Genomic DNA, 25,584 nt, shown 5'->3' on the forward strand with positions numbered 1-25,584 from the left:
ATGCCTTGCCGATAGCGGTCGAGTACCGCACGGGGCCAGGGGTCGTTGGCGAAGGCGATCCAGGCCTTGCGGTAGAGCAGGGTATCGATGTTGATGAAGGAGGCGATCACATCGTGGCCTTCGGTGGCGCATACCTTGGGTAACGACCTGGGTGGCCCCAAGGGCATCTGCGATACCGGAAAGCGCTGCAAGGTACCTTCCGCCGCTACCTCGTAGGCCTGCCAGATTTCCTGGTCGAGCAGTACGTAGACATAACCCTGGCGCAGGAGGCGCAACTGGTCGGTGTGCATCGGGTGGAAGATGATTTCGCTATCGTCTGCCAGGCGATAGGGGCGCCCTGTATCCGGGCGTGGGGCGTAGGCCTCGCGCAGCAGCAGAATCGGCAGGCCGGAGCGTTCGCAGGCATTACAGGTGCCGTAGGTATTGGGGATCTCTTCCTGCATGGTGATGTGGATGGTTTTGCTGATGCTCATGAGTAACTCCTTGCCTTCGGCAGGCTGGCGACGATGTGCGACCAGGTGCAGTCGTCGTAGCTGGCGAAGCGGTCTGCCAGGCGCTGTTCGCCGGCAGCTGCCTTTTCCACCGCGTGCTGGATGGTCGGGTGCTGAAGGAGCAGTGGGTGGACCATGAGCATGTGCAGGCTCATGCACTGGATATCGGCGCGGTCGCGCAGGCCCTGCCTGAACGCCTTGAGGATCAGGTTCATGGCATGGGTGGGGGCGTTTTCCGGCAGGCCTGCATGGGAATGCTGCACGGCACTCAGGCGATGCCAGGCACAGAGCAGCTGAATGATCTGTGGTGCGACATGCTGTGTCGCCCTTACGGCCTCGGGGACGGCCAGTTCGCCAGCCATGGGTTTTCGCTCGAATACCTCGCAACTGCCCCGACCATCGGGATGTAGCCAGCTGCGAACAGGTCCGAGGACTTCGTCTGCGTTTTTCAGGGTCGCGCGCAGCAGCGCCAGCCGCACCGGTTCGAACCAGGCGGTGATACCGTGCGGTTTTGGTTGGTGCAGTACCTGACACTGCTGGCTGATGTGCCGGGCGATGAGGTTGGCGGGTTGGTCGCTGATCAGCCAGCCACACACGTAGTGCCAGGTAGCTGCCGATTCACGAGCGGCGCAGGTCGCACTCAATGACGCAAGGGCTGTGGGCGCATCGCCGGGTTTCGCAAGCCGCACCAGAGCTGGCCAGCATTCGGGATCCTGCACCAGCCCGCTGCAGTCGACGCGTGTTACGGCATCACTACCCAGCGCTTCACCGAGGGCAGCGATGGCCAGCGGGTGCTCAGGCGGGCAGCCGGCGAATGGGTCCAGTAAAAGGTAGAGGGCCTCGTCTGGCTGACGCTGCAGGTTGGCGAAGTGATCGACCGACTGCACGTAGCCCTGCGCGGACTGGCTCGACATGAGAAGTTCCTTTTCTCCTTGATGGCGAGCAGAAACCTAACGGGGAATCAATGCTGCAGGTAGTTATTGGCTTCCTAACCAGTTGTAGGATTTTTCGCTTTCGGACGAGGCAGGCGTATCGCTCAGGACCTCGGGGATTCTGTTTCAAAGCATTGGCGCACCACCTCAAGGTAGCGCCGGGCGCCCAGGCCCAACGGGCGCGACTTGACCCAGATGATGTCCACCCACAGGCGCAACCGGCTGGCCATGTTGTCGAAACGCACCTCTGCCAGCGCGCCCGAAGCGATCAACGGTTCAACCAACGGCTGCGGCAGATACGCCCAACCAAGGCCCGATTGCACCAGGTCCAGCGTGGCCAGGTAGCTGTCGGTCAGCCAGATGCGTCGCGACAGTACCATGCGCGGGTCCGACCCGGTGGCCTTGCCCGAGGCCACGATGATCTGCCGCTGTTCGGCGAAAGCCTCTTCAGGTAATGGCGTGCCGCTGTTTTGCCCGGCCGGATGGCGGGGGGAGGCAACGGCAACCAGCAACTGGCTGCCAGCTTCCAGGAATGACTCGCGCTCGTCGATGCCAGGCCGTTCGAAGACCAGCGCCAGCTGCACGCTGCCGTCGTGCAGCAGGCGGATGGCTTCGGCCTGGGTGGCCGAGCGCACCTCGATTTCCAGGCTGGGAAATTCCTGGGCGAGGGTTTCCAGTGGTTGGCTCCAGCGGCCTGTCTGCAGCTCGGGCGCCATGGCGATGGTCAGGCGCTTTTCCAGGCCCTTGTGCAGTTGCAGGGCCTGGGCGTCGAGCAGGTTGAGCTGGCAGATCACCTGCCTGGCCTGGGGTTCCAGGGCCAGGGCGGCGCTGGTGGGCAAGGCTTTGCGCGTGGCCCGGTCGAACAGCACCAGGTCCAGCTCCGCCTCCAGTTGGGCGATGGCCATGCTCACGGCCGAAGGCACACGCCCCAGCTTGCGCGCGGCGGCAGAGAACGAGCCTGCCTCCAGCACCGCGAGGAAGATTGCCAGGGAGTCGCTGGTAAAGGCCATGTTCATTGAACCTGAGGTGGGGGGTGTGAGCGAATAGTAATAGATGAGGCGAAAGTTTTATGGCCCCTGTGGGATCGAGCGCCGCTGGTGCGGCGCATTACAGGTCCAACGTGAACCTGAAGCCTGTGCGGTACCTGTGGGAGCGGGTTTACCCGCGAAGAAGCCTGCGCGGGGTAGGGCACCGGCTTCGCCGGTATTCGCGGCTAAAGCCGCTCCCACAGGTACAGCGTCAACTCCAAGCCAGCGCAGCACCTGTGGGAGCGGGCGCGCCCGCGAAACAGACGACGCGGTTGATGGCACCGGCTTTGCCGGTGTTCGCGGGCGTGCCCGGGCGTGCCCGCTCCCACAAAGCGCTGGGGCTCACAGGCGCTGAATATCCAAAGGCCAACGCCGCCAGCACCACCCAGTTCCTTACAGCCCTTCGCCCAACACCCGATCAATGCTGTCGACAAAGTAGTCCACGCTCGCCCGGCTGGTGCACATCGGCGGCTTGATCTTGAGGATGTTCAGGTAGTCGCCAGTCGGCTGCATGAAGATGCCCAGGTCACGCAGGCGATTGCACAGCGTCATGGTTTCCTCGGTAGCTGGTTCCAGGGTTGCGCGGTCGCGCACCAGTTCCAGCCCCAGGTAAAAGCCCGAGCCATGCGCCGCGCCGGCCAGCGGGTGCTTGTCGACCAGTGCCTGCAGGCGCGACTTGAAGTAGCGCCCGGTATCGCGGGCGTTGTCCCACAGGCCTTCTTCCTGCATCACGTCCAGCACCGCCATGCCGATGCGGCAACTGACCGGGCTGCCACCTGCCGAGGAGAAGAAGTAGCCCTCGGCTTCCAGTGCTTCGGCAATCTCGCGGCGGGTGATGACTACGCCCAGCGGTTGGCCGTTGCCCATGCCTTTGGCCATGGTGATGATGTCAGGCACCACGCCCTGTTCCTCGAAGCCCCAGAAGTACTCGCCCAGGCGGCCATAACCGACCTGCACCTCGTCGGCGATGCACACGCCGCCGCGGGCACGTACTTTGGCATAGGCCTCGCGCAGGTAACCGGCCGGCAACGAAATACCCCCGGCATTGCCGTACACCGGTTCGCAGATGATGCCTGCCAACTGGCGGCCACGGGCGTCGAGGTCGGCCAGCTTGGCGTCGACGTCGCGCAGGTAGTCGGTGGCGCTGTCGGCACCACGGAAGCGGCCACGGAAGGTGTTCGGCGCTTCGACCGGGTGCACCCAGTCCGGGCGGGTTTCCAGGGCCTGCGGGTTGTCGGCAATGGAGGTGGAAATGGCATCAGTGGCCACCGACCAGCCGTGGTAGGCCTCCAGCACGCTGAGCAGGTCGCGCCCGCCGCTGTAGGCCCAGGCCAGGCGAATCGCCAGGTCGTTGGCTTCGGTGCCGCTGTTGACCATGAACACCCGGTCGAAGCCTGCGGGTGCCAACGCCAGCAGGCGTTCGGAGAACTCGGTGATGGCCGCGTAGTGGAAGCGCGAGTTGGTGTTCAGCAGCGACCACTGCCGCGCCGATTCGGCGACCATGCGCGGGTGGCCGTGGCCCAGCACCGCGACGTTGTTGAGCATGTCCAGGTACGAGCGGCCCTGCATGTCGATCAGGTAGTTGCGCCAGCCGCGTTCGATGTGGGGCGGTTGCGCGTAGTAGTGCTTCTGCGAGCGGGCGAAGCTGGCGTCGCGGCGGGCCAGCAGGGCCTGTGGGTCAGGGAGTGGTTCGGCGTTGCAGTCGAAGCCCAGCAAGGCAGCTGGCGACGGGCACAGGGCCAGCCAGGCCGTCGCCTGGGATGGCGTGGCGAAGAATGGCGGCTGGATGCCGTCATCCAGGCACAGTTGCACACTGAGGAAGCCACAACTGCTGCCCAGCGGCTGGCCTTTTTCCACGGCCTGGCCATTTGCAGGCGCGTCTTCCAGGCCCTGCAGCCACAAGGTCCAGTGCGCGCTGCGCAGGCAGCCACGGCCGTCACCATGGCGCTGCCAGGTGCCGGCATCTGGCGCTTGTACCAGGCTGCCGTTGGGTACATGCAACTCGACGCCCAAGGCGCAGGTGGCGGGCTCTTCGGGGCGGTCGATGTGGGTTTGCGACAGGCGATACTGCCCGTGCAGGCTGCAGGCCGGGGCCGGTTGCGTGGTCAGCAGGTGCTGGTCGATGCCCGGTTGCTCCCAGTTGCCCGCCTCGCAATGCACGCTGAGTACGCCCAGGTCGACGCGCGTCACTGCCTGCCCGTCCAGCTCAGGGAGCAGTGGCGCGCAGCCGCTCAGGTCCAGCGTGGCAGGCTGCAGGCCCGCAGCTTGCAGGATGGCCGCTTCCATCAACGCGAAGGGTACGGCGGTGGCAGTGTCGAAGATTTCCCATTCATGGGCGATGTTGTCGCGGGTGTACTGGTTGCCGGGGTCTACGGCGAGTTGCTGCTCGCTGCTCAGCACTAGCACGGCGGCGCGGTTGAGCACCAGTGGCCACAGGGCGCGCAGTTCGGCTTCGCTCAGTGGGTTGAGCGCCTGGTAGGCATGCACGGCTGGCAGGATGCGCAGCGGGTCGCCCTCGGCATGGTGCAGCAGCGCCGCGCAGGTTACCGACAGGTCGGCGATGCGCCACGTGCGCAACAGGTCGCCGAAATCGATCACCCCTTGCAGCTGCCATTGGCGCTGGGCATCACGGGCCCACACGGTGTTGTCGTCGGTGATGTCGAGGTGCACGGCCTGGCTTGGCAGGTGAGCAACCAGCGGCGTCAGGCGCTCGCTGGCCTGGCGGGTGGTGTGTTCGATACGGGCGCGCTGCTCGCTGTCCTGCAGCACCGGCAGCAGGTGAGCGATCAGTGCCTGGGCATGCTGCGGGTCCCATTGCAGGGTGCGCGCAAGGCCTGGGTGATCGAAATTGGCAAGTGCCTTGTCCAGCTTCGCACAGAGCCCGCCCAGTTCAGCCATCAGGCGTGGCTCCATGTGCTTGAGGCGGGTCAACGGTTGGCCTTCGATGTAGTCGAGCAGGCGCAGGCGCAGCGGTTGCCCGTCTATTTCCAGCGCCAGCAGCATCTGGCCGTCGCTTGCCGGGCACACGGCGGGCACTGGCAAGCCCTGTTCGCGCAGGTAGGCCAGGGCCGCGTGTTGGGCTTCCAGTTCGAGCTGGGCGTAGCTGCCGTGGCAGGCCTTGAGCACGAAGCTGCCTTGGGGGGCGTCTACGCGGAAGTTAAGGTCCTGTTGGCTGCCCAGTGGCGACAGGTTGCCGGCAATGCCGTAGTGCGTTTGCAGCACGGCATGTGCCTGGGCTTCGCCGAGCGCAGGGCTGGGCAGGCCGGAACGCTGGATCAGCGTGGTCAGGGCAGGGGAGGCGGGCTGGTATTGTGTGCTGGACATGGGCTCTACCGTTGCTGCTGGGGGTTGACGGTGGAGAATTTATGCTCGATCTGGCTGATGATGGAAGACGATTGTTGTCAGAAAATTTGATGATTGGATTGCTGCCCCGGAGCTGTGTATGCCGTGTTCGCCTTGGTAGACGTGGTTTTGCTGACAGTGAAGTGGGTGTCTTCCGTGGTCATTCTTGAATCCCCTGAAAATTCTCGACTGCCTGGACGGGCCTCTTCGCGGGCACGCACGCTCCCACAGGTACTGCGCAAGTGTTGAAGCCTGTGCTGACCCTGTGGGAGCGGGCGTGCCCGCGAAAGGGCCGGCCCTGGCGACACATTAATCAGCCTTGGTGCAAGTCTTGGGTTCGGCGAGGATTGGGAAATGGCCCACAGGGATAGCGCATGGCTTGAAGCCAGCGCGGTCGGGGTGGGAGCAGGCTTGGAACCGCGGCGATGGGCTGCGCAGCAGCCCCCAAAAGCTAACTAGCCGCATCCACCTCCAAGAACGCCGCCTCCAGCAACTGCCGGGTATACGGATGCTGCGGCGCATGGAAGATCGCCTGTGCATCCCCTTGTTCCACCACATGCCCATGCTTGATCACCATCAACTGGTGGCTCAACGCCTTGACCACCGCCAGGTCATGGCTGATGAACAGGTAGGTCAGGTTGTATTTCTGCTGCAGATTGCGCAGCAACTCCACCACCTGCCGCTGCACCGTGCGGTCCAGCGCCGACGTAGGCTCATCCAGCAGGATCAGCGCCGGCTTCAATACCAACGCCCGGGCAATGGCAATGCGCTGGCGCTGCCCACCGGAAAACTCATGCGGATAGCGATGCCGCGTGCGCGGGTCCAGCCCCACTTCCTCCAGGGCAGCAATAATCGCCGCTTCCTGTTCCTGCGCGTTGCCAATGCCGTGAATGCGCAACCCTTCACCGACGATATCCGCCACGCACATGCGTGGGCTCAGGCTGCCGAACGGGTCCTGGAACACTACCTGCATCTCCCGGCGCAACGGGCGCACGGCCTTCTGGTTCAGCCCTTCCAGGTTCTGACCATGGAAGCGAATGCCGCCCTGGCTGGAGATCAGGCGCAAGATCGCCAGCCCCAACGTCGACTTGCCAGACCCGGACTCGCCGACAATCCCCAGCGTCTGCCCCTGCGGCAAGCTGAAGTTGACCCCGTCCACCGCCTTCACATGGTCGACCGTGCGCCGCAGCAGGCCCTTCTTGATCGGGAACCACACCTTGAGGTCATCCACCTCCAGCAATGGCGCGCCCACCGGGTTGTGCGCCGGCAGCCCGCTGGGCTCGGCATTGATCAGCATCTGCGTGTAGTGGTGCTGCGGCGCGCTGAACAGCGTGGCGCATTCGGCCTGCTCGACAATCTGCCCGTGCTGCATCACGCACACACGGTGGGCGATGCGCCGTACCAGGTTCAGGTCATGGCTGATCAGCAGCAGGGCCATGCCCAGACGCGCCTGCAGTTTCTTCAGCAGGTCGAGAATCTTCAATTGCACGGTCACGTCCAGCGCCGTGGTCGGCTCGTCCGCAATCAGCAGTTCCGGCTCGTTGGCCAGGGCCATGGCAATCATCACCCGCTGGCGCTGCCCGCCCGACAGCTCATGGGGCAGGGCCTTCAGGCGCTTGCGTGGTTCGGGAATGCCGACCATCTCCAGCAGCTCCAGGGTGCGCGCCGTGGCCTCCTTGCCAGTCAGGCCCTTGTGCAGCAGGAGGATTTCGTTGATCTGCTTCTCGATGCAGTGCAATGGGTTCAGCGAGGTCATCGGCTCCTGGAAGATCATCGCAATGCGGTTGCCGCGAATGCGCTGCATGGTCTTCTCGTTCTGCTGCAGCAGGTCCTTGCCCTCGTAGCGGATGCTGCCGCTGGGGTGGCGGGCCAGGGGGTAGGGCAGCAAGCGCAGGAGCGAGTGCGCGGTGACCGATTTGCCCGAGCCACTCTCGCCCACCAGTGCCAGCGTCTCACCCTTGCGGATGTCGAAGCTGATGCCGTTCACCACGCGGTGGGCCTGGTCCCCGGTGACGAATTCCACCGCCAGGTCGCGCACTTCGATCAGGTTCTGTTCACTCATGTCACTTCCTCGGGTCGAAGGCATCGCGGGCGGATTCGCCGATGAACACCAGCAGGCTCAGCATCAGCGCCAGCACGGCGAAGGCGCTGATGCCCAGCCAGGGGGCCTGCAGGTTGGACTTGCCCTGGGCCACCAACTCGCCCAGCGACGGTGCGCCAGGCGGCAGGCCGAAACCGAGGAAGTCCAGGGCGGTGAGGGTGCCGATTGCGCCGGTGAGGATGAACGGCATGAAGGTCATGGTCGAGATCATGGCGTTGGGCAGGATGTGCCGGTACATGATCGCGCCGTTGCGCATCCCCAACGCGCGGGCTGCGCGCACGTATTCCAGGTTGCGCCCGCGCAGGAACTCGGCGCGCACCACGTCCACCAGGCTCATCCACGAGAACAGCAGCATGATGCCCAGCAACCACCAGAAGTTGGGCTGCACGAAGCTGGCAAGGATGATCAGCAGGTACAGCACCGGCAGGCCCGACCAGACCTCCAGGAAGCGTTGCCCGGCCAGGTCGACCCAGCCGCCATAAAAGCCCTGCAGGGCACCGGCGATCACGCCGACGATGGAGCTGAGCACGGTCAGTGTCAGGGCGAACAGCACCGAGATGCGGAAGCCGTAGATCACCCGTGCCAGCACATCGCGGCCCTGGTCGTCGGTGCCCAGCCAGTTGTCCGCCGACGGTGGGGCCGGTGCGGGTACGCGCAGGTCGTAGTTGATGCTCTGGTAGCTGAACGGGATCGGTGCCCACAGCACGAAGCTGTCTTTCTTCTCCAGCAGTTCGCGGATGTACGGGCTCTTGTAGTTGGCTTCCAGCGGGAATTCGCCGCCGAAGGTGGTTTCCGGGTAGCGCTTGAACGCCGGGAAGTACCATTCGCCGTCGTAGCGCACGGCAATCGGCTTGTCGTTGGCGATCAGCTCGGCGCCCAGGCTCAGGCCGAACAGGATCAGGAACAGCCACAGCGACCACCAGCCACGGCGGTTGGCCTTGAAGCGCTCGAAGCGCCTGCGGTTGAGGGGGGACAAGGCCATGTCAGTGCTCCCGGCTGGCGAAGTCGATGCGTGGATCGACCAGGGTGTAGGTCAGGTCGCCGATCAGTTTCACCACCAGCCCCAGCAGGGTGAAGATGAACAGGGTGCCGAAGACCACCGGGTAGTCGCGGTTGATGGCCGCTTCGAAACTCATCAGGCCGAGGCCGTCGAGGCTGAAGATCACCTCGATCAGCAGGGAGCCGGTGAAGAAGATGCCGATGAACGCCGAAGGGAAACCGGCAATCACCAGCAGCATGGCATTGCGGAACACATGGCCATACAGCACCCGTGGCCGGCTCAGGCCCTTGGCCTTGGCAGTGACCACGTATTGCTTGTTGATCTCGTCGAGGAAGCTGTTCTTGGTCAGCAAGGTCATGGTGGCGAAGTTGCCGATGACCAGCGCGGTGATCGGCAGTACCAGGTGCCAGAAGTAGTCCAGCACCTTGCCGGTGGTGCTCAGCTCGTCGAAATTGTTGGAAGTAAGGCCACGCAGCGGGAACCAGTCGAAGTAGCTGCCGCCGGCGAACAGCACGATCAGCAGAATGGCGAACAGGAACGCCGGGATGGCATAGCCGACGATGATCGCCGAACTGGTCCACACATCGAAGTGGCTGCCGTGGCGCACGGCCTTGGCAATGCCCAGCGGGATCGATACCAGGTACATGATCAGCGTGCTCCACAGTCCCAGCGAGATCGACACCGGCATCTTCTCGACGATCAGGTCGATGACCTTGGCATCGCGGAAGAAGCTGTCGCCGAAGTCCAGACGGGCGTAGTTCTTGATCATGATCCACAGGCGCTCGGGCGGCGACTTGTCGAAGCCGTACATGCGCTCGATCTCGGCGATCAGTGCCGGGTCCAGGCCTTGGGCGCCACGGTAGTTGGAGCCGGCCACGGACACTTCGGCGCCGCCACCGGCAATGCGGCTGGTGGCGCCTTCGAAACCTTCGAGCTTGGCGATCATCTGCTCGACCGGGCCGCCGGGGGCTGCCTGGACGATGATGAAGTTGATGATCAGGATGCCGAACAGGGTCGGGATGATCAGCAGCAGGCGGCGCAGGATGTAGGCCAGCATGTTATTCGGCCTCGTCCGCAGTGGCTGCGCTGGCGGCCGGGGTTACGCCAGGCTTGATCCACCAGGTGTCGATGCCGATGTCGTACTTGGGCGAGACGTCCGGGTGGCCGATGTGGTTCCAGTAGGCCACGCGCCAGGTCTTGATATGCCAGTTGGGGATCACGTAGTAGCCCCACAGCAGCACGCGGTCGAGGGCCCGGCAGTGGTCGATCAGGCTCTGGCGCGAATCGGCATTGATCAGTTGCTCCACCAGCTGGTCGATGGCCGGGTCGCGCAGGCCGATGAAGTTGCGGCTGCCAGGGTTGTCGGCGGCGGCACTGGACCAGAACTCGCGCTGCTCGTTGCCCGGCGAGTTGGACTGCGGGTAGCCACCGACGATCATGTCGTAGTCGCGCGAGCGCAGGCGGGTAATGTACTGGGAAACGTCGACCCGGCGGATGTTCAGGTCGATGCCAAGGTCGGCGAGGTTGCGCTTGAACGGCAGCAGGATACGTTCGAACTCAGTCTGTGCCAGCAGGAACTCGATGCTCACCGGCTTGCCCTGGGCGTCGACCATCTTGTCGTCGACGATTTTCCAGCCGGCTTCCTGCAGCAGCTTGTAGGCCTGGCGCTGCTGCTCGCGGATCATGCCGCTGCCGTCGCTGACCGGGTTGTGGAAGGCTTGGCTGAATACCTGCTCGGGGACCTTGCCGCGCAGCGGTTCGAGGATTTTCAGCTCGTTGGGGCCGGGCAGGCCGCGGGCGGCCATTTCCGAGTTTTCGAAGTAGCTGCCGGTACGGGTGTAGGCGCCGTTGAACAGCTGCTTGTTGGTCCACTCGTAGTCAAGCAGCAGGCTCAGCGCCTGGCGCACGCGCACATCCTGGAACACCGGGCGGCGGATATTGAAGATGAAACCCTGCATGCCGGTGGGGTTGCCGTTGGGCAATTCTTCCTTGATCAGCCGGCCATCGCGCACGGCGGGTACGTTGTAGGCAGTGGCCCAGTTCTTCGCGCTGACTTCCAGCGCATAGTCGAACGCCCCGGCCTTGAGCGCTTCCAGGGCGACCGTGGTGTCGCGGTAGGAGTCGAAGGTCATCACGTCGAAATTGTAGAAGCCGCGGTTGATCGGCAGGTCCTTGGCCCAGTAGTCCTTGACCCGCTCGTAGCGCACCGAGCGCCCGGCCTTGACCTCGGCGACCTTGTACGGGCCGCTGCCCAGCGGGATTTCCAGGTTGCCGCGGTTGAACTCGCGGCTTTCGTACCAGTGCTTGGGCAACACCGGCAGCTGGCCGAGAATCAGCGGCAGCTCACGGTTGTTCTTGTGCTTGAAAGTGAACAGCACCGTCAGCGGGTCTTCGGCGACCACTTCGGCGACGTCGGCATAGTACTGGCGGTACAGCGGCGCGCCGTCCTTGATCAGGGCATTGAAGGTGAACACCACGTCTTCGGCGCGCATTGGGTGGCCGTCGTGGAAGCGTGCCTCGGGGCGCAGGTAGAAGCGCACCCAGCTGTTGTCCGGGGCCTTTTCGATCTTGCCGGCCACCAGGCCGTACTCAGTGAACGGCTCGTCCTGGCTCTGGCGCATCAGGGTGTCGTAGATGCTGCCGATATTCTCGGCTGGCACGCCCTTGTTGATGAACGGGTTGAGGCTGTCGAAACCGCCGAAGCTGGACTGGCGGAAGGTGCCGCCCTTGGGCGCGTCAGGGTTGACGTAGTCGAAGTGCTTGAAGTCGGCCGGGTACTTGGGCGGTTCGTCATAAAGCGTGAGCGCGTGCTGCGGTGCGGCCAGGGCGGGAAGGCTCAGGCAGGCAAGCAACAGGCTGCCGGCCAGCCGGCGCAGTCGGTGCGTTGGCGTCATTGGGCTTTCTCCGAGGTCTTGATCCACCAGCTGTTCAGCCCAAGGGTGTAGGGCGGCGTGGTGACGAAGGCGAACCGGTTGCGGTAGGCCAGGCGATGATTGTCGAGGTACCAGTTGGGGATCATGTAGTACTGCCATGAGAGCACCCGGTCCAGGGCGCGGGCGGCGGCGACCTGGTCATCACGGGTACGGGCGGCGAGCAGGGTGTCGAGCAGATGATCGACCACCGGGTCCTTGACCCCAGCATAGTTCTTGCTGCCCTTGGTCGTGGCCTGGCTGGAGTGGAAGTACAGCCACTGTTCGAGGCCGGGGCTCAGGGTCTGGTTCAGGGTCATCAGAATCATGTCGAAATCGAACTGGTCCAGGCGTTGTTTGTACTGGGCGCGGTCCACGGTACGCAAGCGCGCATCGATGCCGATGCTGGCCAGATTTTCGACATAAGGTTGCAGGATGCGTTCAAGGTTGGGGTTTACCAGCAGCAGCTCCATGCGCAGCTGCTGGCCCTTGCTGTCAACCAGGCGCTGCCCGTTCAGTTTCCAGCCGGCCTCGGCGAGCAGGCCGAGGGCCTGGCGCAGGGTGTGGCGGCTGATACCGCGGCCATCGGTCTGGCTGACCTTGTAGGGTTCGCTGAACAGGCTGGCCGGCAATTGGTCGCGGAACGGCGCCAGCAGCAGCCACTCCTTGCCGGTGGGCAGGCCGGTGGCGGCGAACTCGCTGTTGGGGTAGTAGCTGGTCGAACGGCGATAGGCGCCGCTGAACAGCGCGCGGTTGGTCCACTCGAAGTCGAGCATCAGCCCCAGCGCCTGGCGAACCCGTGGGTCGCTGAAGGTGGCCCTGCGGCTGTTCATGAACAGGCCCTGGGTTTGCGTGGGGATGCGGTGCGGGATCTGTGCCTTGATTACCTCGCCCCGGCGCACGGCCGGGAAGTTGTAGCCGTTGGCCCAGTTCTTCGCCTGGTGCTCGATATAGATGTCGAACTCGCCGGCCTTGAACGCTTCGAAGGCGACCGTGGCGTCGCGGTAGAATTCGTACTCCACGCGATTGAAGTTGTATTTGCCACGGTTCACCGCCAGGTCCTTGCCCCAGTAGTTCTTCTCCCGTTCGAACACCAGCCGGCGCCCAGGCTGGACCTGGGTGATGCGGTAGGGGCCGCTGCCCAGCGGGGGCTCGAAGGTGGTGGCCTTGAAATCGCGCTTTTGCCAGTAGTGCTTGGGCAGCACCGGCATTTCGCCCAGGCGCAGGATCAGCAACGGGTTGCCGGCGCGCTTGAACACGAAGCGGATGCGCATCGGGCCAAGGATGTCCACCCGCTGCACTTCCTGCAGGTTGGTGCGGTAGATCGGGTGGCCATCCTTGAGCAGCGTGCGGTAGGAGAAGGCCACATCTGCCGAGGTGATCGGCTTGCCGTCATGCCAGTGGGCTTCCGGGCGCAGGTTGAACACTACCCAGCTGCGGTCCTCGCTGTACTCCACAGAGCGGGCGATCAGGCCGTAGCTGGAGGTTGGTTCGTCGCCGGACGGGTCGTACTGGCCGGTGCCGACCATCAGCGGCTCGTTCAGCTCGCTGACGCCGTATTGCTGGAAATTGGGCGTGGTAATCGGGCTCGACCCCTTGAAGGTGTAGGGGTTGAGGGTGTCGAAGGTACCGAAAGCCATGGCCCGCAAGGTGCCGCCCTTGGGCGCTTGCGGGTTGACCCAGTCGAAATGGGTGAATGTGGCTGGGTACTTGAGCGTGCCGAACTGCGCGTATCCGTGGCTTTCGCTCACCATCGCGGCTGCGGGAAAGCTCAAGGCCAGGCTGAGTGACAGCAGGAGGGGACGTATCAAGTCGGCATCCGATCCAGAGGCGTTGGGCTTTGATCGGGGTACAGTAACAGCTTGGTGGGGTTGGAAAAAGAGTGCGAACTTGAGGATTGCAAGGGGCTGCCTTGCAGCCCATCGCCGGCAAGCCAGCTCCCACAGGTACTGCACAAGACTTCAAGTCGATGCGGTCGGTGTGGGAGCTGGCTTGCCGGCGATGGGGCGCGCAGCGGCCCCGCACTACATCAATGCGAGAGGTAGACGGTCAGGGTCTGGCCTGGCTTCAGGGCATGGCCGCTGCGTGGGTTCCAGCGCTTGAGGTGCTTCATTTCCACGTTGAAGCGCTTGGCCACCAGGTACAGCGAGTCGCCTTTGCGTACCTTGTACTGCGTGGAGCGCTTCCCGGAGGCGGCTACCCGATTGCCAGCAGCGCTCGGCGCGCTGCCACCGCGCAGGGCCAGCACCTGGCCAGCGCGCACGCTGTTGCCGGAGAGACGGTTCCAGCGCTTGATGTCCTTGACCGAAACGCGGTTGGCCTTGGCGATTGCGCCCAGATTGTCGCCGCGCTTGACCCGGTAGCTGCGCGCCGCGACCGGAGCCTTGGCTTCGGCCACTGCGCGGGCGAACACGGCCTTGTTCGGCTGCAGGCTGACCAGTTGCTCGGGCTTGAGGTTGGACAGGCTGTCGCTCAGCAGTTGCGCCTTGGCGGTGGGTACCAGCAGCTGCTGCGGGCCGTCCACGGTCATGCGCTTCTTGAATGCCGGGTTGAGCTGGATCAGCTCGTCTTCGTCGATATTGGCGAAGGCTGCTACCCGCGACAGGTCGAGGCGGTCGTTGATGGCCACCGCCTCGAAGTAAGGTTCGTTGGCGATCGGGTTCAGGTTCACGCCATAGGCTTGCGGCGTGAGTACCACCTGCGACAGGGCAAGCAGCTTGGGCACGTAGTCGCGGGTTTCCTGCGGCAGCGGCAGGTTCCAGTAGTCGGTGGGCAGGCCGAGCCGCTCGTTGCGCTCGATGGCGCGGCTGACCGTGCCTTCGCCGGCGTTGTAGGCAGCCAGGGCCAGCAGCCAGTCGCCGTTGAACATGTCGTGCAGGCGGCTGAGGTAATCGAGTGCGGCATTGGTCGAGGCGGTCACGTCGCGACGGCCATCGTAGAAGTTGGTTTGGCGCAGGTTGAAGTGGCGCCCGGTGGACGGAATGAACTGCCACATGCCTGCGGCGTGGGCGCGCGAGTAGGCCATCGGGTTGTAGGCGCTTTCGATGGCTGGCAGCAGGGCCAGCTCCAGCGGCATGTCGCGCTCTTCGAGGCGCTCGACGATGTAGTGCAGGTAGAGGCTGCCACGCTCGCCGGCGCTTTCGATGTAGCTTGGGTTGCTGGCGAACCACAGACGCTGCTGCTCGATGCGCGGGTTGACGTCGATGTTGTCCTGCAGGGCAAAGCCCTGGCGCATGCGTTCCCATACATCCTGGGGTGCCTGCTCGGCCGGCTTGACCAGCAGCGGCGAAGGCTTGTGCTTGATCCGCGCCTGGTAGTTGTGCGCGCGAACGCTATCGGATTCGTCGAGCTGACGGGTGCTCTGGCAGCCCACCAAAGTGGCGGCCAGGGCCAGCGCACTGATTTGGGCCAGGCGCGTCAGGGCGACGGAATGAGAGGTTCTGCGGCTACGGGAAGACATCGGCTGACACAGGTTTCCGGGTGAAAAATTTCGGCGATTCTAGAAACCGCTCCGGGCCTGGTCAACCTTTGACCATCGCTTGCGATATATCTTGAGGTTATCAGAAGGTGTCCTTCCAAGACCTCAAGGCAGCAAAAACAGCGACATGCGAGGGGTTTGAATGTCCCTTCCATTCGTCTGCTTTTTGTTTAACTAATGTTTCAGAGGTGCGCAGGAAGGGATTGGTCAGGCGCTCCAGACCGATCGTTGATGGCAATGTGATGCGATTTTCGCCACGCAAACGGGTAACGTCCTCGAACCGCTGTTGAACGTGCGGGTTGCCGGGTTCCACCGCCTTGGCGAAACGCAGGTTGCTCAGGGTGTATTCGTGGGCGCAGTACACTTCGGTGTGCTCTGGCAGGGCTGCCAGGCGGGCGAGGGCAGGCTGCATCTGTTCGGGGGTGCCTTCGAACATGCGCCCGCAACCGGCGGCGAACAATGTGTCGCCACTGAACAGCACGGGTGTTGCCGGCTGGTCGCTGAACAAGGCGATATGCCCCAGGGTATGGCCGGGCACGGCCAGCACCTGGAAGGTCACGCCAAGCACGGTCACCTGGTCACCTTCGTCCAGCGCCAGGTCACGGCAGGGAATGTGCTCGCGGGCCGGGCCGCAGACGCGGGCGCCGGTCAGTTGCTTGAGCCGCTCCACGCCGCCGACGTGGTCATTGTGATGGTGGGTGACCAGGATGTCGCTCAGTACCCAGCCGGGGTTCGCCGACAGCCAACGTTCCACTGGGCCGGCGTCACCCGGATCGACCACCGCGCAGCGGCGTTTGGCAGTATCCTGTAACAACCAGATGTAGTTGTCGGAGAAAGCGGGGAGAGCATCGATCTGTATCATGGTGCGGATCCGATTCGCCTAGCGTGGCACATGAAGGCATCTTAGCCGCGATGGCGCGGTGCGAGAACCTTCGAGGGAGAGCGCAATGACCGACCAAGCCTTTGCCCAGGCCGACCCGGAGTGGGTCAAGCTGATCAGCCTGGCCCGTGAGTGGTTCAACGGCCCACTCGGCCAACTGATGCTCAAGGAGGAGGAAAAACTGCTGGAAGAAGAACTCGGGCGCTTCTTCGGGGGTTACCTTGTGCACTACGGGCCCTGCGCCGAGCCACCGCCCAGCGCGCCTCAGGTGCAGCGCAACGTGCGCCTCGGCGCGCCGCTGCCGGGGGTGGAGATTGTCTGCGAAGAGCAGGCCTGGCCGCTGAGCGAGCACGCCGCCGATGTGGTGGTGCTGCAGCATGGCCTGGATTTCAGCCTGTCGCCCCACGGCCTGCTGCGCGAGGCGGCCAGCGCCGTGCGCCCTGGCGGGCACCTGCTGATCGTCGGGATCAACCCCTGGAGCAGTTGGGGCATGCGCCATTTCTTCAGCCACGGCGCCCTGCGCAAGGCCCGTTGCATCTCGCCGTCGCGGGTGGGCGACTGGCTCAACCTGCTGGGCTTCGCGCTGGAGAAACGCCGCTTCGGGTGCTATCGTCCGCCGCTTGCCTCGCCGGCCTGGCAGCACCGCCTGCAGGGCTGGGAACGGATGGCCGGCGGCTGGCAGGGCTCCGGAGGCGGGGTGTACCTGCTGGTGGCGCGCAAGATGGTGGTGGGCCTGCGGCCGTTGCGCCCGGAGCGCCGCGAGCCGATGGGCAAACTGCTGCCGCTGCCGCTGGCCAAGGTCAACCGCACGGCGGCCAACCCCGAAACTGACAAGCACTGACTTCAAGAGTGGTACATGAGCGATAGCGTCGAGATGTTTACTGATGGTGCCTGCAAGGGCAACCCGGGCCCTGGTGGCTGGGGCGTGCTGATGGTCTACAAGGGCGTCGAGAAGGAACTGTGGGGCGGCGAGCGTGAAACCACCAACAACCGCATGGAGCTGATGGCTGCGATCCAGGGCCTGATGTCGCTGAAGCGCGAATGCGAGGTGGTGCTGACCACCGACTCGCAGTACGTGATGAAGGGCATCAACGAATGGATGACCAACTGGAAGAAGCGCGGCTGGAAAACCGCGGCCAAGGAGCCGGTGAAGAACGCCGACCTGTGGCAGCAGCTGGATGAGCAGGTCAACCGCCACAAGGTCACCTGGAAGTGGGTACGCGGGCACATCGGCCACCCCGGCAACGAACGCGCCGATCAGCTGGCCAACCGTGGCGTCGATGAGGTGCGCGCCAAGCGTTGAGCTGGGGTACAATTGCGCCCTTTGTAACTGATGCAAGTTGGAGCGCCCCGCGTGGAGCAGCAGCAAGATAAACGGTTCGTCATTCTCGATACCGAAACCACGGGTATGCCGGTCAGCGAAGGCCACCGGATCATCGAGATCGGCTGTGTCGAGGTAATCGGCCGGCGCCTGACCGGGCGGCACTTCCACGTTTACCTGCAGCCGGACCGTGAGAGTGACGAGGGCGCCATCAACGTCCACGGCATCACCGATGCCTTCCTGGTCGGCAAGCCACGCTTTGGCGATGTGGCCGAGGAGTTCTTCGAGTTCATCCAGGGCGCCACGCTGGTCATTCACAACGCGGCGTTCGACGTTGGCTTCATCAATAACGAATTTGCCTTGCTGGGCCAGCAGGACCGCGCGGACATTTCCCAGCACTGCACCATCCTCGACACCCTGCTGCTGGCGCGCTCGCGCCACCCGGGGCAGCGCAACAGCCTGGATGCGCTGTGCAAACGCTACGACATCGACAACTCGGGCCGTGAACTGCACGGCGCATTGCTCGACTCGGAACTGCTGGCTGACGTCTACCTGGCGATGACCGGTGGCCAGACCAGCCTGTCGCTGGCCGGGCATGGGGCAGAATCGGGGGATGAAGGGGGCGGTGCTGGCGGCAGCGAGATTCGCCGTATTACCGGGCGTGTGCCCGGGCGGGTGATCATGGCCAGTGCCGAGGAGCTGGAGGCGCATGCCGAGCGCCTGGCGGCCATTGCCAAGTCGGCGGGTGGGCCATCCATGTGGCAGGCTTTGACCGAGACACCTGCTAGCTGATTTTCAGCCTGTACCGGCCTCTTCGCGGGCGCGCCCGCTCCCACAGACAATCGACTGGTCTTGAAAACAATCCAGTCCCTGTGGGAGCGGGTTCACCCGCGAAGAGGCCAGTACAGGCAGTACAAGGCTCAACTACCCTGAAATGGACGTCATGTCCTTCGGAGGTAGCCACCTGATGTACAAGGACCTCAAGTTCCCCATCCTCATTGTCCACCGTGCCATCAAGGCCGACAGCGTCGCTGGCGAACGCGTGCGGGGCATCGCCGAGGAACTGCGCCAGGACGGCTTTGCCATCCTCGCCGCCGCCGACCATGCCGAGGCCTGCCTGGTCGCCGCCACCCACCATGGCCTGGCTTGCATGCTGATTGCCGCCGAGGGCGTCGGCGAGAATACTCACCTGCTGCAGAGCATGGCCGAGCTGATTCGACTGGCCCGCCTGCGTGCGCCCAACCTGCCGATTTTCGCCCTGGGCGAACAGGTGACCCTGGAAAACGCCCCCGCCGAAGCCATGAGCGAGCTCAACCAGCTGCGCGGCATCCTCTACCTGTTCGAAGACACCGTGCCGTTTCTTGCGCGCCAGGTGGCGCGTGCCGCACACATCTACCTCGACGGCCTGCTGCCGCCGTTCTTCAAGGCCCTGGTACAGCACACCGCGCAGTCCAACTATTCCTGGCACACCCCGGGCCACGGCGGCGGCGTGGCCTATCGCAAAAGCCCGGTTGGCCAGGCCTTTCACCAGTTCTTCGGGGAAAACACCCTGCGCTCGGACTTGTCCGTTTCCGTGCCGGAGCTGGGCTCGCTGCTCGATCACACCGGCCCCTTGGCCGAAGCCGAAGCCAGGGCCGCACGCAACTTTGGCGCCGACCATACCTTCTTCGTCATCAATGGCACCTCCACGGCCAACAAGATCGTCTGGCACGCCATGGTCGGCCGCGACGACCTGGTGCTGGTGGATCGCAACTGCCACAAGTCGGTGGTGCACGCGATCATCATGACCGGTGCCATTCCCCTCTATCTGTGCCCCGAGCGCAACGAACTGGGCATCATCGGCCCGATCCCTCTCAGCGAGTTCAGCGCCGAGGCGATCCAGGCGAAGATCCAGGCCAACCCTCTTGCCCGCGATCGCGGGCAGCGCATCAAGCTGGCGGTGGTGACCAACTCCACCTACGACGGCCTGTGCTACCACGCCGGGCTGATCAAGCAGAGCCTGGGCGCCAGTGTCGAGGTGCTGCACTTCGACGAAGCCTGGTTCGCCTATGCGGCCTTCCACGAGTTCTTCACCGGGCGCCATGCCATGGGCACGGCCTGCGCGGCAGACAGCCCGCTGGTGTTCAGCACCCATTCCACCCACAAGCTGCTGGCCGCGTTCAGCCAGGCCTCGATGATTCATGTGCAGGACGGGGCCAGGCGCCAGCTGGACCGTGACCGCTTCAACGAAGCGTTCATGATGCACATCTCGACCTCGCCGCAATACAGCATCCTCGCTTCGCTGGATGTGGCCTCGACCATGATGGAGGGGCCGGCCGGGCGTTCGCTGTTGCAGGAAATGTTCGACGAGGCGCTGAGCTTTCGCCGTGCCCTGGCCAACCTGCGCGAGCATATCGCTGCCGACGACTGGTGGTTCAGCATCTGGCAGCCGCCGAGTGCCGAAGGCATCCACCGTTTGGCCGCGCAGGACTGGCTGCTGCAGCCGGGGGCGGAGTGGCATGGCTTTGGCGAAGTGGCGGACGACTATGTGCTGCTCGACCCGCTGAAGGTGACCTTGGTGATGCCGGGCCTGAGCGCGGGCGGTGCGCTGGGCGAGCATGGCATCCCGGCGGCGGTGGTCAGCAAGTTCCTCTGGGAGCGGGGGCTGGTGGTGGAGAAAACCGGCCTTTACAGCTTTCTGGTGCTGTTCTCGATGGGCATCACCAAGGGCAAGTGGAGCACCCTGCTTACCGAGTTGCTGGAGTTCAAGCGCCACTATGACGGCAATACCGCCCTGAACAACTGCCTGCCGAGCGTGGTGGCTGCCGATGCCTCACGCTACCAGGGTATGGGCCTGCGCGACCTGTGCGACCAGTTGCATGGCTGCTACCGGGCAAATGCCACGGCCAAGCAGCTGAAGCGGCTGTTCACGCGCTTGCCGGAGGTAGCCGTGAGCCCGGCCCGGGCCTATGACCAGATGGTGCGCGGTGAGGTGGAAGCGGTGCCGATCGAGATGCTGCTGGGGCGCGTGGCGGCGGTGATGCTGGTGCCGTACCCGCCTGGTATTCCATTGATCATGCCGGGCGAGCGGTTCACCGAGGCGACCCGCTCGATACTCGATTACCTGGCATTCGCCCGGGCGTTCAACCAGGGCTTCCCAGGTTTCGTCGCCGACGTGCACGGCCTGCAGAACGAAAGCGGCCGCTACACGGTGGATTGCATCAAGGAATGCGAATGATCTCGACGCCGCTGCGCGCCAGTTCGAAGCGGTTTTCGCCCAGGTGGTTGACCTTGTCGCCGATGGCCAGGCGATAGGTGGTGATGGGGGCGCCCAGCGTGCTGCCGTCGGTTTGCAGGGTCGACTCCTGGAACTCGTGCACGGGGTAGATGCGGCCTTCGGCGTCACGGGCGTGGAATTGGCCGACCATTACTGCTGCCATTTGGGTGGAAACCTCTGAATTGCGTGGGAAATGTCTGCAGGCATAGACCGTGGAACAGCGTCGGAAGTTTTCGCCCCGCGGAAAAAAAACCAAGGCGCCGAGGAACGGTCATCTATAACTACAACGTCCCTTTACTCAGCGAAGGTTGGAAATTGCCATGAGCCAGGTGTATTCGGTAGCGGTTGTCGTCGGTAGCTTGCGCAAGGATTCCTACAACCGCAAGGTCGCCCGCGCACTCTCGGAGCTGGCGCCGTCCAGCCTTGCCCTGAGGATCGTCGAGATCGGCGATCTGCCGTTGTACAACGAGGACGTCGAGGCCGACGCACCGCCAGAGGCCTGGAAGCGTTTTCGCGACGAAATCCGCCGCAGCGATGCGGTGCTGTTCGTTACCCCGGAATACAACCGTTCGGTGCCGGGCTGCCTGAAAAACGCCATCGATGTGGGGTCGCGGCCCTACGGGCAGAGCGCCTGGGGGGGCAAGCCAACGGCGGTGGTCAGTGTGTCGCCGGGGGCTATTGGTGGTTTCGGTGCCAACCATGCCGTGCGCCAGTCGCTGGTGTTTCTGGATATGCCGTGCATGCAGATGCCCGAGGCCTATATCGGCGGCGCAGCGAGCCTGTTCGATGACGCAGGCAAGCTCAATGACAAGACCCGGCCGTTCTTGCAGGCGTTTGTCGACAAGTTTGCTTCGTGGGTTAAGTTGAACCGGGCGGTTTGACCTGCCTTGAGCAATCATCGCTGAGCGCACGATCCCTGTAGGAGCGGCCTTGTGTCGCGAAAGGGCTGCGCAGCAGCCCCGGCAATTTATGTTGCGAAGCTGAAATCCTGGGGCTGCTGCGCAGCCCTTTCGCGACACAAGGCCGCTCCTACAAAAAAGCGGATTAGCGGAAACTGTAGGAAACCCCGGCATACACGCCAAAGCCTTCGCCCGGCGTCGAGCGGGCGTTGTCTTTGCCGGCATCGTCATAGGTCGGTGTCACCGTCGCCGCATAACGCTTGTTGGTCAGGTTGCGCAGGTCCAGCCAGGTCTGCCAGTCCTGCTTCGGTGAATCCCAGCCCAGGCGCGCGCCGAGCAAGGCATATTCATCGGCGTGGTAGCTGTTGGCGTAGTCCACCTGCACCTTCGACGCCATCTGCGTGTTGACCCCGGCGTAGAGGCCGCTCGGCCAGTCATAGCGCAGCTCGGCCTGGTAGTAGTGCATGGGGATGCCCGGCAGGCGGTTGTCGCCGAACTGGTCGTCATCGCGGTAGTGGAAATCACTGAAGGTGTAGGCCTGGCGCAGGCTGAGCTTGCCAGTACCGGCGCGCTCCCACAGGTCGCTGTCGAGGCCGGCTTCCACGCCCTGGTGCACGGTGGGGCTGGCGTTGAACTCCGAGGTGAAGTTCGGCACCACTTCCACGGCCAGCAGTTCATGGCGCACCTGCGCGTAGTACCAGGCCAGGTCCCAGCGGCCAAGCATCGAATCGCCACGCGCGCCCAGCTCCAGGGTAGTGGCGGTCTGGTTCTGCATCTCGATCGGCTGGATCTGCTTGCCGTCTACTTTGGGCGAGCTCCAGATCAGCGACCACGGGTGGGGCGGCTCTACCGAGCGGCTCAGGTTGCCGTATACCTGCAGGTCTGGGCGGATGTCATAGCGCAGCCCCACGCGTGGCGCATAGTCCCAGTCATGCATGCTTACCTTGCCGCCCTCGGCAGGGTAGGTGACATCACTTTCGCGGCGGGTATAGATCATTGCCAGGCCCGTGGTCAGCCACAGGTTCGGCACCAGTTCCAGGTCGTTGCCCACATGCAGCACCGTGTCCGAGCCCTGGTAGGTGAAGTCACGGGTGCGCTCACCGAACACATCGCCGTTGCGGTTGAACTGCGAAGCACCACTGTTGGGCAGGTGCTTGGTGGTGCGCCAGCCGATGGTGGTCTTGCTCTCATGGCCGAACAAGGTATCGCGACGGAAGTAGTTCAGCGTGCCGCTGACATCGGTGTAGGCCACCTTCAGGCGCATCGGGCCTTCACGCAGGTCCATCGGGTAGTCGTGGTATACCAGGCCGGCTTCCAGGCGCGCATCGTCGTCGAGGTAGAAGGTGGTCTTGTTGCCCACCCAGGTGCTGCCCGGCTGCGGGCGGCTGTCGTCGCGGGCCAGGTAGGCCGGGTTGGCCGCACGTGGGTGGTGCTTGATCTGCTCCTTGGTCAGGCGCCCGGCCAGCTCGTTCTCGGTTTCCCGGTAGCGCAAGTAGAAGCGGGTTTCCAGGTTCGGGTTGAAGCGGTAGCCGACGTTGGCGGCAACGCCCTTGGCGCTGCCACTGCTGTGCGCCTGGTAGCCGTCATATTCCGAATCGGTCAGGGCCACGTAGTAGTCGAGGTTGCCCAGCACCTGCCCCGAGCTGATATGCCGGTGCTGGTAGCCGCGGCTGCCGACTTCATAGCGCACCTGCAGCGGCGCGGCGTCGTAGCCGGTGTGGGTGACATAGTTGATCGCGCCGCCAAGGGCGAGGGAACCCTGGTCGAAGCCGTTGGCGCCGCGTAGCACTTCGGCACGGCTCAGCCACAGCGGCTCGAACAGCTCGTAGGGCGTACCGCCCGGGCCGGTCAGGGGCAGGCCGTCAAACATCGTGTACACCCCGGAACCGTGGGCCCCCGGTGCGCGGTTGAGGCCCGAACCGCGGATCGACAGCTTGATGCCATCGTTGCCCGCCGATTGGGCGAATACCCCGGGTTGGTAGGCCAGTACATCCTGATTGCTGGCGACCCGGCCTTGTCCCACTCGCTGCATGTCCACCAGGTTGCTGGCGCCCGGCACTTCGTGCAGGCGTTCGGCGGCTGCGGTCAGGTCGTTCTGCTCCTCATCGGTGATCAGCACTTGGCCCAACTCGAGCGAAGATGCCGCCAGGGCAGGCTGGGAGGCAGCGAAAGCAGCCAGCAGGCCGAGGCAGGATGGCAGGGGCAAAACGCAACGCATTGTACGACTCCAGGCGAAAGGCGAATGGACAACGGCGTTGAGACGAGCGAAATGGCGCTTGGAGCACGAGGAAAGACGACAAATATCGCGCAGCCTTCGTCAGACGGTTTTGTACGAAAGTTCTTTACAAGCCGCAGCGATGGAGCAGGGCGGCCAGCGCTTCGTAAGGTGACTGCAGATCGGCAGCGATGCCTCTCATAACCCGTGGAGTTCAAGCATGACTGACAACGCGCGACACTCGCAGCAACCCTTGGCGGACGCCCCGGTTCGCCTGACACCACGTGAACAGCAAGTGCTTTTGTGGTGCGCCTACGGCAAGAGCTCTTGGGAAATTGGCCAGATCCTGGAATGCAAGGAATCGACGGTGAACTTCCACGTGTCGAACATCCTGCGCAAGTTCGATGTGCCCACCCGGGTGGCGGCGGTGATCAAGGCCATTCGCTACGGCATGCTGGTCGGGCAGTGAGAGGTGACACATGGGCAACGATCCTCGGTTATCGCGCTTTGCCGATTGCCATGACCCATTCTGGCCACGGGTGGACCTGGCCACCCTGCGCGAGCGCCTGAACCTGCAGCGGCCAGTCAGTGAGGCGGCGCTGGAAGTGGCCGCACGCTGCGCCGCCATCGACGCGGCACGCGAATTCGCACGCTGGCGCGCGGTGCTGCGAGAACGGGGCTACAAGCGCCTCGAGGATGTGGCCGGGCATGATCAGGGGCGTGCATTGCGGGTGTGCTACATCCGCTTTGTCGAAGCCGCGGTCATGCATAAACTGGGCTCGACCGCCTATTTGTCGGCGACGCACCGAGGGGCTGCCCATGGCTGAACAATCTGTTTTCGACAGCCTGGCCCCGCCGCTGGTGGAGTTGCTGGGCATGGATGGCAATGTACTGTTCGCCGCGTTTCTGGGGGCTTTGCTGGTGAGTGCGGCGCGTGACCGGTTGATCACCAATACGACCAGGCGTCTGACGCTGGGCAAGAGACTGTTGCTGGTGTTCGTGACCGTGGGGGTTGGCCATCTGTTCGAGCCGCTGGTTTCGTCATTGGTGCCTTTGCTGACTCGTGGCATGGCGGCGTTCGTAGCTGCCGTGGTGGTAATCCCCATCAGCCTCAAGGTCATGGCCTGGCTGGATACGCTGGACCTACGCGAGCTCATCCAGCGCTGGCGGCACCGGGGTTAGTCATTGGCCGCCCCGCGAAGCGCATTCAGTTTCTGTTCCAGTTGCTGGATGCGCTGCTTGTCCTTGATGACCAGCAGGATGGCCTGGCGATCGGTTGGTGACAGCGTTCGCAGCCGCTCGAGCATGTCGTACTCCCAGTCTGCTTCATCCTGGGCCGCAGGGCTCTGCCCGGCTTCGCCCAGCAACAACCAATCCAGCGAGCAGGCATGCTGCCTGGCGATATCTACGCATAGTGAGTACGGGATGCTGTCGCGAACCTTCCAGCTGCTCAGCGTCTGTGGGCTGATCGACAGTTTGCGCGACAGTTCGGCATCCGACTGGGCACCGGTCAGAAGCTTGAGGCGTGTTAACACAGCAGCAAGTACGTGAGTACTCATAACAAATATCCATGACTGGTTTAATGATATTCCATGGGCTTAAACTACTCGTTATGAATACAGCCCTGCGTTTTTAGGAGCATTTCTGAGATGAGAAACATCAAGCTGAGCAATCGATACACATCTGCAGCTAATACTGACACAGCGAAACGATCATTCTTACAGAAGATTAA

Annotated in this window: 22 protein-coding genes; 8 read left to right on the top strand and 14 right to left on the bottom strand. The window is 63.8% G+C overall.

What is annotated here, in order from left to right; translation table 11 throughout:
• From J5M58_RS07630 to gloB, 11 genes are all read right to left on the bottom strand, one after another.
• On the bottom strand, nucleotides 1-473 hold a 473-nt coding region (locus tag J5M58_RS07630; protein WP_368857198.1), incomplete at its 3' end, for a toxin VasX.
• Entirely contained in the window at nucleotides 470-1,405 is a 936-nt protein-coding gene (locus J5M58_RS07635; RefSeq protein WP_207877740.1) for a hypothetical protein, read from the bottom strand. The genes J5M58_RS07635 and J5M58_RS07630, both read right to left, overlap by 4 nt.
• Before the next feature lie 122 nt (nucleotides 1,406-1,527).
• Nucleotides 1,528-2,433, bottom strand: a complete 906-nt coding sequence (locus J5M58_RS07640) for a LysR family transcriptional regulator (RefSeq protein ID WP_112252951.1) — start codon at nucleotides 2,431-2,433, stop codon at nucleotides 1,528-1,530.
• Between the two features lie 411 nt (nucleotides 2,434-2,844).
• Nucleotides 2,845-5,775 (bottom strand): aminotransferase, encoded by a 2,931-nt coding sequence (locus J5M58_RS07645; protein WP_207877742.1) that lies wholly within the window; start codon nucleotides 5,773-5,775, stop codon nucleotides 2,845-2,847.
• A 469-nt stretch (nucleotides 5,776-6,244) separates the two neighbouring features.
• Entirely contained in the window at nucleotides 6,245-7,855 is a 1,611-nt protein-coding gene (locus J5M58_RS07650; protein ID WP_207877744.1) for an ABC transporter ATP-binding protein, read from the bottom strand.
• A 1-nt stretch (nucleotide 7,856) separates the two neighbouring features.
• Nucleotides 7,857-8,876, bottom strand: coding sequence for an ABC transporter permease (locus tag J5M58_RS07655; protein WP_085664605.1), 1,020 nt, complete (start codon nucleotides 8,874-8,876; stop codon nucleotides 7,857-7,859).
• 1 nt (nucleotide 8,877) lies between these two features.
• Entirely contained in the window at nucleotides 8,878-9,951 is a 1,074-nt protein-coding gene (locus J5M58_RS07660; protein WP_016488245.1) for a microcin C ABC transporter permease YejB, read from the bottom strand.
• A 1-nt stretch (nucleotide 9,952) separates the two neighbouring features.
• The gene (locus J5M58_RS07665; RefSeq protein ID WP_207877746.1) at nucleotides 9,953-11,788 is read right to left on the bottom strand and encodes an extracellular solute-binding protein; all 1,836 of its coding nucleotides are present in this window, start codon (nucleotides 11,786-11,788) and stop codon (nucleotides 9,953-9,955) included.
• A complete protein-coding gene (locus J5M58_RS07670; protein WP_207877748.1) occupies nucleotides 11,785-13,614 on the bottom strand; it encodes an extracellular solute-binding protein in 1,830 nt (609 codons plus the stop codon). The genes J5M58_RS07665 and J5M58_RS07670 overlap by 4 nt, the downstream gene beginning before the upstream one ends.
• 218 nt (nucleotides 13,615-13,832) lie before the next feature.
• Nucleotides 13,833-15,263: a lytic transglycosylase domain-containing protein gene (locus J5M58_RS07675; RefSeq protein WP_133974128.1), complete on the bottom strand. Its 1,431-nt coding sequence runs from the start codon at nucleotides 15,261-15,263 to the stop codon at nucleotides 13,833-13,835.
• A gap of 100 nt (nucleotides 15,264-15,363) precedes the next feature.
• Nucleotides 15,364-16,143, bottom strand: coding sequence for a hydroxyacylglutathione hydrolase (gene gloB / locus J5M58_RS07680; RefSeq protein ID WP_112252945.1), 780 nt, complete (start codon nucleotides 16,141-16,143; stop codon nucleotides 15,364-15,366).
• Nucleotides 16,144-16,228: 85 nt separating this feature from the next.
• On the opposite strand from gloB, the gene J5M58_RS07685 reads away from it, so the two are divergent.
• The 4 genes from J5M58_RS07685 (at nucleotide 16,229) to J5M58_RS07700 (ending at nucleotide 20,699) form a co-directional block, all read left to right on the top strand.
• Nucleotides 16,229-17,002 carry a class I SAM-dependent methyltransferase gene (locus J5M58_RS07685; RefSeq protein WP_112252944.1) on the top strand — a complete coding sequence of 258 codons (774 nt, stop codon included), beginning with the start codon at nucleotides 16,229-16,231 and terminating at the stop codon, nucleotides 17,000-17,002.
• Nucleotides 17,003-17,017: 15 nt separating this feature from the next.
• A complete protein-coding gene (rnhA, locus tag J5M58_RS07690) occupies nucleotides 17,018-17,464 on the top strand; it encodes a ribonuclease HI (RefSeq protein WP_112252943.1) in 447 nt (148 codons plus the stop codon).
• Between the two features lie 51 nt (nucleotides 17,465-17,515).
• Nucleotides 17,516-18,274 carry a DNA polymerase III subunit epsilon gene (gene dnaQ / locus J5M58_RS07695; RefSeq protein WP_112252942.1) on the top strand — a complete coding sequence of 253 codons (759 nt, stop codon included), beginning with the start codon at nucleotides 17,516-17,518 and terminating at the stop codon, nucleotides 18,272-18,274.
• 175 nt (nucleotides 18,275-18,449) lie between these two features.
• Nucleotides 18,450-20,699 carry an Orn/Lys/Arg decarboxylase N-terminal domain-containing protein gene (locus J5M58_RS07700; protein WP_112252940.1) on the top strand — a complete coding sequence of 750 codons (2,250 nt, stop codon included), beginning with the start codon at nucleotides 18,450-18,452 and terminating at the stop codon, nucleotides 20,697-20,699.
• Here the strand turns inward: J5M58_RS07700 and J5M58_RS07705 are convergent.
• Nucleotides 20,683-20,901 (bottom strand): hypothetical protein, encoded by a 219-nt coding sequence (locus tag J5M58_RS07705; RefSeq protein ID WP_003261019.1) that lies wholly within the window; start codon nucleotides 20,899-20,901, stop codon nucleotides 20,683-20,685. The genes J5M58_RS07700 and J5M58_RS07705 overlap by 17 nt on opposite strands.
• A 157-nt stretch (nucleotides 20,902-21,058) precedes the next feature.
• On the opposite strand from J5M58_RS07705, the gene chrR reads away from it, so the two are divergent.
• On the top strand, nucleotides 21,059-21,619 hold the full coding sequence (gene chrR, locus J5M58_RS07710; RefSeq protein ID WP_112252939.1) for a class I chromate reductase ChrR: 561 nt from the start codon (nucleotides 21,059-21,061) through the stop codon (nucleotides 21,617-21,619).
• 163 nt (nucleotides 21,620-21,782) lie between these two features.
• On the opposite strand, the gene J5M58_RS07715 is transcribed toward chrR, so the two are convergent.
• Entirely contained in the window at nucleotides 21,783-23,855 is a 2,073-nt protein-coding gene (locus J5M58_RS07715; RefSeq protein ID WP_207877750.1) for a TonB-dependent receptor, read from the bottom strand.
• Nucleotides 23,856-24,072: 217 nt separating this feature from the next.
• On the opposite strand from J5M58_RS07715, the gene J5M58_RS07720 reads away from it, so the two are divergent.
• Genes J5M58_RS07720 through J5M58_RS07730 form a run of 3 tightly spaced genes read left to right on the top strand, consistent with a single transcriptional unit; the run spans nucleotide 24,073 to nucleotide 25,034 of the window.
• Nucleotides 24,073-24,321: a helix-turn-helix domain-containing protein gene (locus J5M58_RS07720; protein ID WP_112252937.1), complete on the top strand. Its 249-nt coding sequence runs from the start codon at nucleotides 24,073-24,075 to the stop codon at nucleotides 24,319-24,321.
• Nucleotides 24,322-24,331: 10 nt separating this feature from the next.
• A complete protein-coding gene (locus J5M58_RS07725; protein ID WP_112252936.1) occupies nucleotides 24,332-24,679 on the top strand; it encodes a head completion/stabilization protein in 348 nt (115 codons plus the stop codon).
• Nucleotides 24,672-25,034, top strand: coding sequence for a hypothetical protein (locus J5M58_RS07730; RefSeq protein ID WP_112252935.1), 363 nt, complete (start codon nucleotides 24,672-24,674; stop codon nucleotides 25,032-25,034). Before J5M58_RS07725 ends, J5M58_RS07730 begins: the two co-directional genes overlap by 8 nt.
• On the opposite strand, the gene J5M58_RS07735 is transcribed toward J5M58_RS07730, so the two are convergent.
• On the bottom strand, nucleotides 25,031-25,411 hold the full coding sequence (locus J5M58_RS07735) for a helix-turn-helix domain-containing protein (protein ID WP_112252934.1): 381 nt from the start codon (nucleotides 25,409-25,411) through the stop codon (nucleotides 25,031-25,033). The two genes, J5M58_RS07730 and J5M58_RS07735, sit on opposite strands and share 4 nt — an antisense overlap.
• Between the last annotated feature and the right edge of the window lie 173 nt (nucleotides 25,412-25,584).

The sequence above is a fragment of the Pseudomonas sp. 32_A genome (genome assembly GCF_017490905.1).
Taxonomy (GTDB): domain Bacteria; phylum Pseudomonadota; class Gammaproteobacteria; order Pseudomonadales; family Pseudomonadaceae; genus Aquipseudomonas; species Aquipseudomonas inefficax.

Excerpts from the sequence above, each read along its gene's own strand:
- J5M58_RS07685 (WP_112252944.1), top strand. The coding sequence starts at position 16,229 with ATGACCGACCAAGCCTTTGCCCAGGCCGACCCGGAGTGGGTCAAGCTG.
- J5M58_RS07640 (WP_112252951.1), bottom strand. The coding sequence starts at position 2,433 with ATGGCCTTTACCAGCGACTCCCTGGCAATCTTCCTCGCGGTGCTGGAG.
- J5M58_RS07735 (WP_112252934.1), bottom strand. The coding sequence starts at position 25,411 with ATGAGTACTCACGTACTTGCTGCTGTGTTAACACGCCTCAAGCTTCTG.
- J5M58_RS07675 (WP_133974128.1), bottom strand. The coding sequence starts at position 15,263 with ATGTCTTCCCGTAGCCGCAGAACCTCTCATTCCGTCGCCCTGACGCGC.
- J5M58_RS07635 (WP_207877740.1), bottom strand. The coding sequence starts at position 1,405 with ATGTCGAGCCAGTCCGCGCAGGGCTACGTGCAGTCGGTCGATCACTTC.
- J5M58_RS07715 (WP_207877750.1), bottom strand. The coding sequence starts at position 23,855 with ATGCGTTGCGTTTTGCCCCTGCCATCCTGCCTCGGCCTGCTGGCTGCT.
- chrR (WP_112252939.1), top strand. The coding sequence starts at position 21,059 with ATGAGCCAGGTGTATTCGGTAGCGGTTGTCGTCGGTAGCTTGCGCAAG.
- J5M58_RS07660 (WP_016488245.1), bottom strand. The coding sequence starts at position 9,951 with ATGCTGGCCTACATCCTGCGCCGCCTGCTGCTGATCATCCCGACCCTG.
- J5M58_RS07650 (WP_207877744.1), bottom strand. The coding sequence starts at position 7,855 with ATGAGTGAACAGAACCTGATCGAAGTGCGCGACCTGGCGGTGGAATTC.
- J5M58_RS07655 (WP_085664605.1), bottom strand. The coding sequence starts at position 8,876 with ATGGCCTTGTCCCCCCTCAACCGCAGGCGCTTCGAGCGCTTCAAGGCC.
- J5M58_RS07665 (WP_207877746.1), bottom strand. The coding sequence starts at position 11,788 with ATGACGCCAACGCACCGACTGCGCCGGCTGGCCGGCAGCCTGTTGCTT.
- J5M58_RS07700 (WP_112252940.1), top strand. The coding sequence starts at position 18,450 with ATGTACAAGGACCTCAAGTTCCCCATCCTCATTGTCCACCGTGCCATC.
- gloB (WP_112252945.1), bottom strand. The coding sequence starts at position 16,143 with ATGATACAGATCGATGCTCTCCCCGCTTTCTCCGACAACTACATCTGG.
- rnhA (WP_112252943.1), top strand. The coding sequence starts at position 17,018 with ATGAGCGATAGCGTCGAGATGTTTACTGATGGTGCCTGCAAGGGCAAC.
- J5M58_RS07705 (WP_003261019.1), bottom strand. The coding sequence starts at position 20,901 with ATGGCAGCAGTAATGGTCGGCCAATTCCACGCCCGTGACGCCGAAGGC.
- J5M58_RS07720 (WP_112252937.1), top strand. The coding sequence starts at position 24,073 with ATGACTGACAACGCGCGACACTCGCAGCAACCCTTGGCGGACGCCCCG.
- J5M58_RS07645 (WP_207877742.1), bottom strand. The coding sequence starts at position 5,775 with ATGTCCAGCACACAATACCAGCCCGCCTCCCCTGCCCTGACCACGCTG.
- J5M58_RS07730 (WP_112252935.1), top strand. The coding sequence starts at position 24,672 with ATGGCTGAACAATCTGTTTTCGACAGCCTGGCCCCGCCGCTGGTGGAG.
- J5M58_RS07725 (WP_112252936.1), top strand. The coding sequence starts at position 24,332 with ATGGGCAACGATCCTCGGTTATCGCGCTTTGCCGATTGCCATGACCCA.